General features: G+C 57.5%; 15 protein-coding genes and 1 pseudogene. 1 reads left to right on the top strand and 15 read right to left on the bottom strand.

The genetic code is table 11. The features are described from left to right. Window positions 1–42 precede the first annotated feature (42 nt). From ACVINW_RS17875 to ACVINW_RS17855, 5 genes are read right to left on the bottom strand one after another with little or no spacing between them, the layout of a single operon-like run. Window positions 43–906, bottom strand: coding sequence for an SIR2 family NAD-dependent protein deacylase (locus ACVINW_RS17875; protein ID WP_456752519.1), 864 nt, complete (start codon window positions 904–906; stop codon window positions 43–45). Continuing rightward, a complete protein-coding gene (nifT, locus tag ACVINW_RS17870; protein WP_456752518.1) occupies window positions 903–1,127 on the bottom strand; it encodes a putative nitrogen fixation protein NifT in 225 nt (74 codons plus the stop codon). The genes ACVINW_RS17875 and nifT overlap by 4 nt, the downstream gene beginning before the upstream one ends. Next, on the bottom strand, window positions 1,124–2,317 hold the full coding sequence (gene nifS, locus ACVINW_RS17865; protein WP_456752517.1) for a cysteine desulfurase NifS: 1,194 nt from the start codon (window positions 2,315–2,317) through the stop codon (window positions 1,124–1,126). The genes nifT and nifS overlap by 4 nt, the downstream gene beginning before the upstream one ends. Window positions 2,318–2,335: 18 nt before the next feature. Next, window positions 2,336–2,614 (bottom strand): NifU family protein, encoded by a 279-nt coding sequence (locus ACVINW_RS17860; protein ID WP_456752516.1) that lies wholly within the window; start codon window positions 2,612–2,614, stop codon window positions 2,336–2,338. A 19-nt stretch (window positions 2,615–2,633) separates the two neighbouring features. Continuing rightward, the gene (locus ACVINW_RS17855; RefSeq protein ID WP_456752515.1) at window positions 2,634–2,954 is read right to left on the bottom strand and encodes a HesB/IscA family protein; all 321 of its coding nucleotides are present in this window, start codon (window positions 2,952–2,954) and stop codon (window positions 2,634–2,636) included. A 267-nt stretch (window positions 2,955–3,221) separates the two neighbouring features. On the opposite strand from ACVINW_RS17855, the pseudogene ACVINW_RS17850 reads away from it, so the two are divergent. Further along, a pseudogene (locus ACVINW_RS17850) lies at window positions 3,222–3,650 on the top strand (hypothetical protein); the annotation flags it as partial. 7 nt (window positions 3,651–3,657) lie between these two features. Here ACVINW_RS17850 and ACVINW_RS17845 read toward each other — a convergent pair. The 10 genes from ACVINW_RS17845 to nifD all read right to left on the bottom strand — a co-directional run bounded on the left by ACVINW_RS17845 (window position 3,658) and on the right by nifD (window position 14,040). Further along, window positions 3,658–4,053, bottom strand: coding sequence for a Rieske (2Fe-2S) protein (locus ACVINW_RS17845; protein WP_456752514.1), 396 nt, complete (start codon window positions 4,051–4,053; stop codon window positions 3,658–3,660). A 656-nt stretch (window positions 4,054–4,709) separates the two neighbouring features. Further along, window positions 4,710–5,546, bottom strand: coding sequence for a host specificity protein (locus ACVINW_RS17840; RefSeq protein ID WP_456752513.1), 837 nt, complete (start codon window positions 5,544–5,546; stop codon window positions 4,710–4,712). A gap of 778 nt (window positions 5,547–6,324) precedes the next feature. Next, the gene (gene fdxB / locus ACVINW_RS17835; protein ID WP_456752512.1) at window positions 6,325–6,624 is read right to left on the bottom strand and encodes a ferredoxin III, nif-specific; all 300 of its coding nucleotides are present in this window, start codon (window positions 6,622–6,624) and stop codon (window positions 6,325–6,327) included. Window positions 6,625–6,637: 13 nt separating this feature from the next. Next, window positions 6,638–6,838 (bottom strand): CCE_0567 family metalloprotein, encoded by a 201-nt coding sequence (locus ACVINW_RS17830; protein ID WP_456752511.1) that lies wholly within the window; start codon window positions 6,836–6,838, stop codon window positions 6,638–6,640. Window positions 6,839–6,846: 8 nt separating this feature from the next. After that, the gene (locus tag ACVINW_RS17825; RefSeq protein WP_456752510.1) at window positions 6,847–7,317 is read right to left on the bottom strand and encodes a NifX-associated nitrogen fixation protein; all 471 of its coding nucleotides are present in this window, start codon (window positions 7,315–7,317) and stop codon (window positions 6,847–6,849) included. Between the two features lie 6 nt (window positions 7,318–7,323). Beyond that, entirely contained in the window at window positions 7,324–7,719 is a 396-nt protein-coding gene (nifX, locus tag ACVINW_RS17820) for a nitrogen fixation protein NifX (protein ID WP_456752509.1), read from the bottom strand. Further along, window positions 7,716–9,125 carry a nitrogenase iron-molybdenum cofactor biosynthesis protein NifN gene (gene nifN, locus ACVINW_RS17815; RefSeq protein WP_456752508.1) on the bottom strand — a complete coding sequence of 470 codons (1,410 nt, stop codon included), beginning with the start codon at window positions 9,123–9,125 and terminating at the stop codon, window positions 7,716–7,718. Before nifN ends, nifX begins: the two co-directional genes overlap by 4 nt. 9 nt (window positions 9,126–9,134) lie before the next feature. Then, window positions 9,135–10,781 (bottom strand): nitrogenase iron-molybdenum cofactor biosynthesis protein NifE, encoded by a 1,647-nt coding sequence (gene nifE / locus ACVINW_RS17810; protein ID WP_456756424.1) that lies wholly within the window; start codon window positions 10,779–10,781, stop codon window positions 9,135–9,137. A gap of 111 nt (window positions 10,782–10,892) precedes the next feature. After that, a complete protein-coding gene (gene nifK, locus ACVINW_RS17805; RefSeq protein WP_456752507.1) occupies window positions 10,893–12,449 on the bottom strand; it encodes a nitrogenase molybdenum-iron protein subunit beta in 1,557 nt (518 codons plus the stop codon). Window positions 12,450–12,537: 88 nt separating this feature from the next. Continuing rightward, window positions 12,538–14,040: a nitrogenase molybdenum-iron protein alpha chain gene (nifD, locus tag ACVINW_RS17800; RefSeq protein ID WP_456752506.1), complete on the bottom strand. Its 1,503-nt coding sequence runs from the start codon at window positions 14,038–14,040 to the stop codon at window positions 12,538–12,540. Between the last annotated feature and the right edge of the window lie 189 nt (window positions 14,041–14,229).

Genomic DNA, 14,229 nt, shown 5'->3' with positions numbered 1-14,229 from the left:
AACAGGCCAATGCGGCCGCGAGGATCCGGCTTCGCAACGCCGCTAATGGGTGAGTAGTATCTCGACCGCGCGAGGCAGTCCAATCGCAAGCGGCATCATGCCTTGCTTGCGCATAAAACGGATCTCATTGCGTGAGATTACATCCAGATCAACGATCGCATAATGGGTGTTGGCCGATCGCTTGATGACTTGCCGGGCGTAGCTACGTAACAGTTGATCGTTAAACCGACAACCGATGAAGAGAAAGCTCTGTCCGATCCGCCTTTCCTTGATGATGTCCGGAATCGGTGTCTGGATGTCGATTTCGGTCAGCACCTCGACATAGTCGGCGTCAGAAATCAGGAAGTTATTCGCCGGCTGCACGCCGCCGTGCGGCTTATATAATACCGTCGTCCAGCTCTCCGCCACGACAGTGTCGACCTCGTGGCCAACCGAGTCATAAAAGCGATACCAGCGATTCTCACCAATACCGACGCGGCTGATACCCTGCACTTCGCCCCATCCATCGCGCTTATCCAGCGCCGCGCGCATCGCCCCATCATACCATGTGTCGACTGTGATGGGCAGCGACAGAGACACAAGATGATCGTGCAACCCGGTCGGCTCGACCGGCCGAGCGAAGGCCTGCGTCATCAATGCCGTCACGGTGGAGCGATGCTTGCTGATCTCGATGTGCTGTGCCGCGGCCCATGCATTGCCCTTTGCCCGGCGCGGCAGCGCAACCTTGCTGGCGAAGAACTCAGATAACGTCTCGGGTGTCGTCGGCACATCGGGTCTGGACAGTTCGGCGAGGCCAGGACCAAGATAGGGAACAACGCTCGCGGCCCTCAGCCCGGCAGCGACGTCCGCGAGAATGGCCTTGGCATCGGTCCCATTGACGAAATCGATCTGTGCGGTCGCCTTCACGGATCGTCACCGTTCTCGCCCCGCTTTTTGGCGTTGATTGTCACCGGCAGGCGCGTATCGCTCGCCATCTCAGGCAAATCGAGCACCCAGCCATTGGCTATTTTGATCCAGCCGCCCCATAGCGTCTCGTGCTCCGATTCCACGATCGGCTCTTCGATATCCTTTTTGGGCACGTAGATCGACAGGCCCGCGTCCGGAGAGCGGCGGATCATGATCTTCACGACTGCAACCCCCTCGACTGCGGCGCATAGTCGGTCAGACTGGCAGATTCCCGCAAATTGGCGCGCTGGCCGGCCACGATGTCGGACAGTGCGCACACGACGTCATCGACTTCCGCAACGGACGTTTCACGCGACAGAGAAAAGCGCACCGCGCCGCGCACGCTCCGCGCCGGTACCTGCATGGCGCGCAGAACATGTGATGGTTCCATTGAGCCGGAGTTGCAGGCTGATCCGAGCGACACGGCAATGCCCGCGCGATTGAGATGATGTACGATTGCCTCGCCGTCGAGATCATCGAAAGCGATATTAGCCGTGTTCGTTAGCCGGTTGCTGACATCGCCGAGCACCGCGCACTCGCCAATATGTAAAATCCCCTGCTCCAGGCGGTCTCGCAACGCACCAATCCGAACTCCTTCCAGCTCGAGCCGCTCCAGTGCCAGTTCCGCCGCTTTTCCAAGACCGATGATGCCGGGAATATTCTCAGTTCCGCCGCGGCGCCGACGTTCCTGAGATCCGCCCCAGATCAGCGGCCGAAATTTTGTCCCTTTGCGCAGATAGAGCGCACCGACCCCTTTCGGGCCATGTAGTTTGTGCGCTGAAAGCGACAGCATGTCGATCGCACTGTCCTTTAGGTCGACGCGTACCTTTCCGATGGCTTGGACCGCATCTGTATGAAACAGGGCGCCTGCCTCACGTGTCAATCCGGCCAGAAACTCCACCGGGAAAATCGTACCGGTCTCGTTGTTGGCCCACATGATCGAGGCGACCGCCGTACGGGGCCCGAGCGCGCAGCGAAACGCCTCGATGTCGAGCCGGCCACGGGAATCTACTGGTACGATATGCGTCTTGACGCCCCGCGTCGCCAACTGCTCGACCAGCGAAAGGATGGCGGAGTGCTCAACCGATGTGGTGACGATCTCATCGCGGTCCTCTTGTATCGCAAGCGCCGAGAGGATGGCGGCATTATTCGCCTCGGTCCCACCGGAGGTAAAAACGATCTCATGATCGTGGGCGTTGCCCAACAAATTCTGCAGGCTACGGCGCGCCTGCGCCAGCGCGACTGCGACCTCGCCGCCAAACGCATGGCTCGATGACGCATTGCCGAATTGCTCGGTGAAGAATGGCAACATGGCTTGCACAACGGACGGATCGGTCCGCGTCGTCGCGTTGTTGTCGAGATAAATCGGCACTTGATCCCTCGCTCAATCTCACGCCTTGGCTACGGCAGCTACCGGGATCAAGCGGACGAATTCGCAGATCCTATTGACAAGCCACGCCTGAATGTCGTCAAGCGCCTCCCTCGAAAGCTTGCAGAACGCGCAGGCGCCACGGCTGACCACGATCCTGCTGTGATCGATCCGGTTCAGTCGACTGTCGCCGCCTCGTTGCGGAGTGGGTCGGAAATCTTCGATTACGCCACGAATTGGTAGTTCTCGCCCGCTCATGGCGGCCGGTAATTGCCTCAGTTGCTCTGATTCGGTCGGCATGCTTCACGTCCCTTTCTTGTCAGCTGAACGATTTTCCGCACGAGCAGCTCGAAGTGGCGTTCGGGTTATGAAAGGTGAAGCCTGGACTCTCCAGCGCCATCACGAAATCGATGGTTGTGCCGACCAGATGCTCATGGCTCTTGTTGTCGACAAACACCCTCAGGCCGCCGCACTCGATCACTTTTTCGTCGGGCTTCGGTTGATCGGCCAGACCCATCATGTATTTGAACCCGTTGCAGCCGCCTGCCTCGACCATAATGCGCAGGCCGCTTGCTGGCTGCGTCGATGATGAAATCGCGCTCTTGACCGCATTCACCGCGCTATCCGTCAGGTTGATCATGGCTTATCCTTCATCTGCTTCGGACCACTTAACTTATGGCAAGTCGTGTGCCAGCGTGCAGAGGATTGATGATGCTTGCTTTTTCGTATCGTGCCTGTTGGCTTTGGCACTCGCGTCGAATTTCCGACAAGGCCGCTTGGGCGGTCAGAGCCCATTTACGCCTTCCAAGCTCCGCCGAAGACCGCTGCGCATGTTCGGCAAGCAATTTGCATTGCGTCTCGCACCGGCCAAGGCGTCGGTAAAACGCTTAGATCGAGGACGATTTTGATGACGACAATCGAGAACACCGCACTCGGCAGACTTGAGAAGGAGGGTCGCTTGCTCAATGCCGTATTCAAAGGCGGGACCGTCAAGCCTGGCCGGTTCGGCTTTCGCGGCGACGTCGCACTGAAATTCCAAACCCAGGTCGCGGACGAGAAACGGCCGCCGGACTACTCGATCGAACAGGTTTTGACGATCGCACAAGACGGAGAACGAACCATTCCGGTGCTGGCCGGTTATCTGCATTCCTTCGCGTATCTTGCCGACGTTGCAGGCGTGCTGGACGGCGCGTTAAGTCCCGACGGCAGCTACTTCATGTTCTGCAATAACATAGATCTGCTGGCGAAATACCGAGTCAAGCTTGGCGACGCTACTTTCCACGTCCTCCCGTGCGACGAGTCCACAGTTTGGAAGGAGATGATGGACCTGGTCGGGACCAGCTTCATTCGTTGCGGGAAGCATCGTCTTCGACAAGACGCACGCCGATGACGCAGATATCTCCATCCAGAACTGTCAACGCGATCGGCGTGAGCGCTCCCCCCCTACAGGGACCTTCGATGCACAGCCCGGTGCCGAGTTCGAAGGTCGATCCGTGCTTTCCGCACATTAGCCGAACGCCGTATGGATCGAGGAATTCGTTTCGCTCCCAATCCAGATTGACGCTGTTGTGCGGGCATTTGTTGACATAACCAAGCACTTTATTACCCCATCGGATCACAATGATGGACCACGGCCGCCGATTACCCTCGTCATCGCTGACCATAAGATGGAATCCCATGGCTTGGCGGCTTGAAATATCTTTGAAGCCGCAAATCGCATAGACGGCATCTGGCTGCATTCAATGCTCGCTTAATGTTAGACGTCTTTTACTGTCGTCGTGCAACAACCATGCAGTGCAACATCCTTGTTGGCACGGTTCTACGGGTTAAGGCCAATCCGCGCGAGCATTTGCCTTGCGCTGCGACATCACTACGCGGCACAGCCTTCACAACCCTTCTGGAACTACTTACCGGCCCATCAAACGCACTGTCGCTCGCAGAACGTCAATGCCTTTCCGATAGCGCCGAATAAGCCAGATTGCGCAGGTGAATGCCACGACAAGTGACCTTGGCATACTTTTGAATGAGTGAAGCGTCTGGACTTTGGTGTTCATGCCACGACGCGCCGATGCGATTTGCGGCAAGATTGCAACCGCAAAACCCCACTTAACCGTCGCCGATGGAATTCGAGTTGTTCCGGCTCACACTTCACGGTTTGCGACCGTCAAGTATGTTGCAACAACTCACAATCGCAGCTCGCGGGTGTCCGCTCCTTCCGATCCACCGACGGGGGTATTGCCAATTCGACGAAGCACAACGCTAGGCGTCTTCAGGCAAGGACCGCAAGCCCGAGATCCAGACGAAAGGGAGCGCGAGCGGGCACGCGCTCCCTTCTGGAGATTAAGACTTTTGCGTTAGCAATGACGAAGGACCAGTCATTTCCGAGCCAGTCGCGTCATTCCGAATCGTCTTGCGCCAGACCCATTCTTTCCATGGCGCGCTCCAGATAGAACGCAGGATCATCGTCGGACGATACCGTCTCGAAATTGCCGGCATCATTACCATCAGCACTGGAAAGGTACTTTGTAGGCTTGTCCGTTCGCTGCCACTGATTGTTCTCGTTCTTCGTCCACACATCGGGATGCTCGTGAGGATCAAGCACCCAGTAATTGCGGCCGAAGTGGACAAAACCCATTTCTGCCAGGCGAGGTTCCATGCCTTCCAAGGCAGGACGTGACAAGACCAGCGGATAGTCGCCATCCATTCGCAATTGATATTCCAGTAGAATATCGCCAGCGTTCTCGACGAGCGGATGGGTAACGCGAAGATCTACCACGGACGTGACGTCGCTACGCCCAAACTGCCGCAGAAAACGTTCTCCTTTGATCGTGGCGGGGCCGCCTGCCCTTAGCAGCCCGACACTTTCGTCACCTAGTTGATAGCTGTAGAATTTTGCCTGTTTGTTCGGATCATCGTAAGTGCTGGCATAGCTTCCAGCAACCGTTGCGGCGCGCTCCGCTTTCTCGGATACGAAATCCGAGTACTCTTCTGGGTTGCTTGCGATTTGCATGATGTCGCCACGCATATATCTCCTTACTCCATCCATGAAAGAGGATCGGTCAATGTCGATGATCGGAGGACCGGAAGCGAGAGTGTATCGCATCGTTGATGAGGACTCACCCGGATCCATACCTGCCACCGCCTCCGAAAAGCGGGAGCTGTCTCCCGCCTCTTCCCATTCGGCCTGGCTAGCGCTTGTGGACTCGTTCGCACCAACGATTCTGCCATACATCAGATTCGCTCTCCTATCGGCATAATTGCATGTTGTTGAGCTCGTGCCACGCAAGCTCTGCGGGTGAGGGTACCCAGACTAGCTGACCACAACCTGACGCACAGGCAAGGCATCTGTCCGAACTTTCACGCGAAGGCTAAGCCATCAGCAGCGCATTGCGATCCGACGATATTGTTTTCTCCTGTTGAAGACCTGCACTCCTATTGCGCTAGACTGATCGCGCCTGAGCTGGCCCTCCGCGCAGATCCGACTGCTAGCACCGTTCCTCGCAAGGCATATTGTCAGTCCACCACCGGCCAGGACTTTGTCGGTAAGCCCGTTGGAGAAATAGGACCACCCATCAAGGCGGCAGGTTCTCCTCCACAATTGGCAATTCCCCTGGCGAGATCGAACCCCGCGGTAAATTGCCGGGCCATGGCGAAACTCACACAAGCCGTATCCCAGCCAGAGCCGAAGATCGGACCAAGCGTATCGGCCGTGATCACGTCGGATGGAGCTAGAGATCAAATGGAGCGCAAGACTCGGTCGGGGACGATCTGGGAATAGATCTGTCCACGGCAATACCATGACCAACGTACGCTCCTACTCAAGGAAATACTAATGCTACCACTTGCCCGAAAAACGTGTCCCCGATCGGAGCCACATAATCCGTTACGATGAATCGGCTCAGGTTATGCCAGGCTCCGGCCCGATCTTTGTTGCGGTCACTGCTCAGGAAGTTCAACAATGGCAATATTTTTGACCGTGACGCCTTGCCGGGGAGAGATACGGCGCTGGGTCAAGCAGCTTCAGCTTCGGCCGGAACGTGGGTTTGGCAGTTGGCCGGACAAACCCTGGCGCAGGCGCCGCAGCCGATGCAGGCGCCCTGATCACTTAGAACCATGACCTTCTTTTCGATTTCATCATCCTCGTCATCATCGAGATCGACAAGTTCGCCCTCTTCGTTAATTCCTTTCAGTGTCATGACGTCTCGCCCGCAAACCTTGAAACAGCGACCACAGCCAATGCACTTCTTGGCATCGATCGAGATCAGGTAGTCCGGCGTCCAGTCGCGGCCATCGCGCGTTGCAAATGACATGAGGCGAAACCCTTCAGGTGTTTTCCAGCGCCTTCAAATCATGGCTCTTGCGGTCGAGCTCGGCATAGGCATCATACGCCTTCTGCGCTACCGCCATAATCGACGTCCAGCTGACGGGAAGCTCTTCCGACAGGTCATGCAGATCCATTTTGGCTTGTAGCGCTTTGGCCGACAGTTTCTTGAGTTCTGCCTTTAGTGTTTCACGATCGCTCATGAGTTCCCTCAATAGTTCGCCACGTCCGGAAATTTACGAACCAAGTCGATCCCGCTCCTGACATATTTGTCTCCCTCCTGTGCGAGCATTGCGAGATTATCGAAGCCGAATCGATGTACATCGCGCAGCTGCCTGTTCACTGCGACCAGCCGACCTCCGATCAGCACCATCCGGCCAAAGCCTTCATGATGCATCTTCAGCATCGGCTGGATCATTACGCCGGTGGCTTTCTCGATCGATAGTGCCACCGCATTGAAAAACAACTCCAGCCGCCACAGGGTATCGGGATCAGGATCGCCGACAATCGGCAGTGCTCGCCGTTTCTCCTTATCCAAAACATAGGGTTCAAGCAGGTCGAAATCGCTCCTGGCCTCCCAAGCTCCGTTGGTGTCCTGAGCGCGCCATATCTTGACCAACTCCTTGAGGAACGGCAAATCGAGGGTACCGCTCTGCTGCTTTCGTTCTGCGGCCTCAGTCATATTACCTCATTCGTCGAACTCGAATGTGCGCCGTTGGTCCTTCGCCAAGGCCTTGCGGAGCCAGGGCGGCGGCGTGCCCTTCAGCACCTGCTGGAGCTTTTCGAGCAGCATAAGGATGTTCTCTGGCTTATTCACTTTGATGGGATGGATGTTGTTAGCGACCACCCGTGCAGCGCCGGCGCCGCCGATTGCGGCAACGTACAGGATTGCGCAATCCTTGATCGCTTCGATCTTCGGCGCCAACTTGTCGTCATTGCCATCTTCCTTGAGATCTCCCTCAAACTCGACCGCCTTGAGAAACACGTATCCGCTTGGCGCGACATCGTAAATCGCGATATTCTTTGCCCAACCAAAATGGGCATCGACCTGTCTTAGGTCTTGTGTGGCGAACGCGACCTTCATGCAGTCGACCTCTCAGTCGATCCCGTGGAGCTGCCGTTGGCGGCCGCCGCTGGCAGCGCGGCCCGCCCCCGCCAGCTATCGGGCGTCGGCTGACGATTCTCTTCCCGATCCGCGATCAGGAGATTGGCGATGTCGAAGATCAGATCGCGCGTACCACGATAGCCGATGGATAATTGATGTCCTGCGCCAAGCCGATCGAACACCGGAAAACCGGCTCGATAGAACGGAATTTTCAGCCGGGCCGCCGCTTGCCTACCATGCGAATGCGTGATCAACAGGTCGCAATGCTTGGTTCTGGCGAGCTCTTCCAGATCCTCGAGATCGCCGATCAGCACCTCTTCGGTCCTGATCCGCTCGATCACCGCCGACTGCGTGGTCGTCACCGCCGCGGTCACCTGCGCGCCCATGTCGTGCAGCATGCTGGACAGGTCGAACAGCAGGTCGGGCTCCGCCGCGATCGCAAGTCTACGACCGCCGATATGGAAGTGCGCATCCAGCATTGCATCGGCCAGCTGGCCACGCTGGCGCCGATACTTCGACGGGACGGGGCGACCGCTGATCTCGCTCAAGAAAGTCATCAAGTCGTCGTTTGGCTCGAGACCGCACAGCCGCTCGAACAAACGAATGGGCACGCCCGTCTTGGCCTGCATGACCTCCGCTGCTCGCCGCATTTGCTCGCCGACCGCAATGGTCCATCCGGCACGCCCCATGCTCGCGATTTCGTCGACGCCTATGCCGCCGATGGTCGTTGCCGTAAACTCATCGGGGATATGCCCGTCGAGCGACCCCGCCAGATCAGGCAGGAAGGACGGCCGCAACCCAAAATCCTCCAAGATGGTGCGGAGTTCATCAAGATCACCGGGCGTGAGGTGGCATCCTGGAAGAACATTCACCCTCGATGGATCGCGCAAGCCGCTGACGTTTGGCGTTTCCACCAGCGCATCCACAATGCGCGCCACGGCCTTCTCCCAGCCGTCCTGGAACGCACCCTTGAAATCAGGCGTCGAGGCATAGACCAGCGGTAATTTCGCGAGCTGCGGATGCTTGTCGCGGATCAGCTTGAGGTAGGCACCTACGTCGTCGCCGTTGGTCTCGGTGATCCCCGTCGAGCAGATTCCGATAACCTTCGGCCTGGTCCGGTTGTAGATATTGAGTATCGCCTGCTCGAGATTCTCGTAGCCGCCGAGCACGGTCGCGATTTCGCTCATCGCAGTGGTCTGCAGCGGTACAGCTTCTTTGAAATGCCGCACGAAGAGGGTGAGCCCGAAGGAGGTGCAACCTTGTGAGCCATGCAGAAGCGGCATCGCGCCACTTAGCCCCATGAAGGCAAATGCGGCGCCGATCGGCTGACTCATCTTCAACGGGTTAACCGCGCATGCTTTTGTCGGTACCGTGGCAATGGCCATGACACGTCCCTATTCGGCGGATTGCAGCTCGGCGGGCGATGACGATGACAGGACGTCCTCGATGCGTTGCTTGCAGCAGCCACCGACTGCATTGGTGTGGGCTCTGACTGCATCGACGCTCCTCAGGCCATGCGCGTAGACCGCATCTTCGATTGTGCCGAGATCGACTGTGTTGCAGAAGCAGATCTTTCTCGCCCGCCGCGCCGCCTCCGTGACCGCCGGATCGCAGGCGACCGCGGCCACCGACGATTGTATCTGCACCATCGCCTTGGCCAATGCCTGCCATGGCGCTGGTCGGCGTAGCTGCTCCCAGATCGGGTTGGAGAGCGACTTGTCGATCTCCTCCACCAACCTCACCATTCCGACATAGCCCATATAGGCGTGGCACCGCTCCTGGTTGATATCCAGCCAGGGCATCGCCGCCTTTAATGCGATGAACTGCGATTTGCCGCCCGAAAGCATGATGTCCGCCTTGGCGCCCTTCAACATGTTGTACATTTCGCGCGGCGTCATATCCTCGATCATGTGGGCGTCCTGCCCCATCAGCTGCCTGATGCGATCCTTGTCCTCCCTCGTCGATTTCTTCACACTGGTTCCGACCAGTTCGAGGCCGGCTTGCTGGAGTGCAGCAACGACCGACCAGGACTTGACGCCGCCGGTGATCAACAAAGCCTTCTTGCCCTTGAATCGTGGCTTGTACGGTCCGATCGCGGCCCACGCTCTCGCTTCCTCGCGGGCGATCACAGCTTCGGTGCGTCCGAGCAAATCCATCGGCGCGCCGCGCTCAACCAACAAGCGGGCAATCTGGCGCAGCGATTCGCTTGAGTCCTGGATACCGTAGAACGAGCCTTCGAAGAACGGAATACCGTAGCGTTCCTCCATCTTGCGTGCGACGTTGATCATGGCTTTCGAGCACACCAACATCGCCGCTCGTGCCCGATGGGATGAAGCGACTTCGCGATATTTGGCATCGCCCGAGATGCAGGAGAGTATCCTTATTCCAAGCTCATCCAATAGAGGCTTCACTTGCCAGAGCTCTCCGGAGAGATTGTATTCTCCGATGAGGTTGACATCGTACGGTGTGGTATAGTCCGGCTCTTGCGTTCCGATCACATAGTCGAGCAAGGCCTCGCCGGCGAGTTTGTTACCGAGGTTCTTCGAACCAACGAACCCCGGGGAATTGATCGGAATCACCGGCTTGCCGAACCTTTGAGACGCCGCCTTGCAGACCGCGTCGATATCGTCACCGATCATGGCCGGGATGCAGGTCTGATAGACGAAGATAGCGGGCGGGTCGTGCTTGTCGATGATCTCCTTGATCGCTTTGCAGAGCCGCTTCTCGCCTCCAAATACGATATCGGTTTCGCTCATATCGGTCGTGAACGCGGTGCGCCACAGACTGGAGCCGGAAGACGCCGCGCCGCGATTATCCCACGAATTGCCTTCGCAAGCGATCGGGCCATGTACGAGGTGAGCGACGTCGGTGAAGGGCTGCAGCGCAACCTTGGCGCCGTCGAACGCACACCCTCCCGCAGCGCTGCCAGGCTGCAGCTGTTTGGTGCAGCCCTTTTTGCGCTCAGCCTCCGGCTTACTGCCATTCCTGGCGCAGCCCGGCTCGTTGAAAATACTCTGGACCCTGGCCGCCAGCGAACTCATTCGTTTTTCCTTTCGATCGAAATCAAATGCAAGGCCAACCATCATGGCCAACCATCAGCCTCTCGCGACATCGTCGAAGTCCTCGGCGAGGTCGCAGCGCATCATCTGCCGTCAACGAATGATGTCGAAGCTGTAGTCGGTTTTGCCTAGAACATTTGTTTTCTTGTCGATTTCGTCGAAGATCTTGTCGAGGATCTTCACCAGCACATTCAAGCCACCCTGATAGCCCCATACAGGGGAGCGGTGATGGTGATGTCGATCGAAAATCGGGAATCCGATGCGAATCAATGGCGTTCCCGTGTCGCGCTCCAGATACTTGCCGTGGGTGTTGCCGATCAGAAAGTCAACCGGATCGGTGAACAGGAGCGAACGCATGTGCCAGAGGTCCCGCCCCGGATAGGCTTGGCAGGCCTGTCCAAATGGCGAGCTTGCAAACAGCACCTGCATTTTTTCCTGCCATGCCTTGTTGCCGTTGGTTGACAGCACATGAGTCGGTTCGGCACCGAGTTCGAGCAGAAAGGCTGCCAGCCCATAGCAGAGATCCGGATCGCCGTAGATCGCGAACTTCTTGCCATGGATATGCGCGCTGGAATCCGCGATGGCATCAACCAGGCGGCCACGCTCTCGCGCGAGTTCCTCCGGGATCTCCTTGCCGCTGATGCGCGATAACGCCACGAGAAAATCATCGGTTGCGGACACGCCGACCGGGTAATTGAAAGACACGACGTCCTGGCCATGCTGGGATACGAACGGCAGGGTTTTTTCCGTACACCATTGCTGCATGGAGATTGTCGCCTTCGCGTGAACCGCGTTAGCCGCATCTTCCAGCGTGGTACCGCCGTCATACATCCGGAACTCGCCGTCGGTCGGAGTATCGAAGACTTCGGAGTTATCGGCGAGAATCGTGTGCTTGATGTCCATCAATGCCAAGATTCGCTTGATCTCGCGAAGGTTTCCAACGGTATTGCCATCGAAACCGCCGATGATGTTGATTGCCTCGTCTGGCTTGCGTTCCAGCTTCGGCGCTGTTCCTGCCTTTCCGTCCCAAAAATGCTCCAGGATGCCCTTGAGCGCATTGTCATAGCCGGTGACGTGGCTGCCGACGAACGCCGGCGTGTGTGCGAACGGCACGTCGAACTCTGGCGGAACCGAGCCCTTTTCCTTCGATGTCTTGATGAAGGCGTTGAGGTCATCGCCGATCACCTCGGCCATGCAGGTCGTCGAGACCGCAATCATCTTGGGCTTGTACATGTTGTAGCTGTTGGCGAGCCCGTCGATCATGTTGTTCAACCCGCCGAAGACGGCGGCGTCTTCCGTCATCGACGAAGACACGCAGGAGCTCGGCTCCTTGAAGTGCCGCGACAGATGGCTGCGGTAGTAGGCCACGCAACCTTGCGAGCCGTGGACGAAGGGCAGCGTACCCTCAAAACCGACCGAGACGAATACGGCCCCAAGCGGCTGGCAGGCCTTGGCCGGATTTACCGCGAGCGCCTCCCGCGCGAAATTCTTCTCGCGATATTCAGCCGTTTTGGTCCATTCCTTGATACGTTCGACCTCGGCAGGATCGCGGGGATTCTCGAACATCTTCTTGTCGGCCAGCATTTGCTGGTATTCCGGACCACGGAACAGTTCGACATGATCGAGCACATGTTCTGCACTCTGCGCCATTGTTAAGATCCTTTACTATCGAAAGTGACGTCGCCCGGCTCTCCCCAGAGAGCGGGATTGATTGCTCTGCTCTGGAACCAAGTCCGGGTTATTCTGCAGCCAAGAGCTTCGGCTTCGCAGCTTCCTTCCAGGGAGCCTTCATCTTCTTCCAGATCGGCGAGTTGACGGCCATGTCCATGTCCCGCGCGAAGATCGCAAAGCCGTCATAGCCGTGATATGGGCCAGAATAGTCCCAGGAATGCATCTGCCGGAACGGCACACCCATCTTTTGGAAAACGTATTTCTCCTTGATGCCCGATCCGACCAGATCGGGCTGGACCTTTTCGACGAAGCGCTCGAACTCATAGCCATTGACGTCGTCGTAGATGAGCGTGCTGTCCTTGACGTAATGCTGGGCGGTGCGCTGATAGTCGTCGTTGTGGCCGAACTCGTATCCGGTGCCCACGACTTCCATGCCGAGATCCTCGTACGCGCCGATCACATGACGCGGACGAAGCCCGCCGACGTACAACATCACCGTCTTGCCCTCCAGGCGGGGGCGATATTTGCCGATCACGGCGTTCACCAGCGGCTGGTATTTTTCAATCACCCGCTCGGCGCCTTCCTTGATCCTGTCGTCGAAATAGCCCGCAATCTTGCGCAGCGATTCCGCGATCTTTGAGGGTCCGAAGAAGTTATACTCGCACCAGGGAATGCCGAACTTCTCTTCCATGTGGCGGGAGATGTAGTTCATGGAACGGTAGCAGTGCAGAATATTGAGCTTCGCCTTCGGCGTCGCTTCGAGCTCGGCGAGCGAACCGTCGCCGGACCACTGCGCAATCACCCTCAGGCCCATTTCCTCCAGCAGAATTCGCGATGACCAGGCATCGCCACCGATATTGTAGTCTCCGATGATGGCAACATCGTAGGGCGTCGATTCGAACTTTGGTTTGGCGTCGGGCTCGAGCTTGTCGAAAATCCAATCGCGGACCGCGTCATTGGCAATGTGGTGGCCGAGCGACTGCGACACGCCGCGAAAGCCCTCACAGCGCACGGGCACGATGGTCTTGCCGCCGTATTCCTTGGATTTCGCTCTCGATACGGCCTCGATGTCGTCCCCGATCAGTCCGATCGGGCATTCCGATTGGATCGTGATGCCGTTGTTGAGCGGAAACAGCTCTTGGATTTCGTCAAGGATTTTGATCAGTTTCTTGTCGCCACCAAATACGATGTCCTTTTCCTGGAAGTCGGAGGTGAATTGCAGGGTCACGAAACTATCGACGCCCGTCGTGCCAACGTAATAGTTACGACGCGAGCCCCACGAATATTGGCCGCAGCCAACCGGGCCATGGCTGATATGGACCATGTCCTTGATCGGTCCCCAGACCACCCCCTTGGATCCCGCATACGCACAACCTCTGATTGTCATCACACCGGGTATTGATTTGATGTTGGACTTGACCCCGCAGTCGGACTTGCCCGCTTGGTGAACGTTGAGGTGCTTGGCACGCCGCTTCGCGGTCTTCTCCGGATAGACTTTCAGCACCTCCTCGATCAGCTCTTTGTTGCGAGCCTTGATTTCCGCAATGCTCTGGGTCGTAGCGAGACTCATGCTGATGTCCTTCAAGGGTTAGCTGTTGGAGAGCGGCTTGCTGTCCAAGACTTTTGCAACGAGGACTTTTGCAACGAGCATGCCAGCCTGTCGCGTGCGCAAAAACCGACGTAAATAAAGGCGGTTAGCGCGCTTCGCCCGGTGGGGCGGATTGTTGTTGCGAACGCGACATCGCAGTTTTGCACGGAG

The sequence above is a fragment of the Bradyrhizobium sp. USDA 4461 genome, assembly GCF_054055655.1.
The sequence above is the reverse complement of the archived record's forward strand: the minus strand, read 5'-3'. Positions and strand labels throughout refer to the sequence as shown.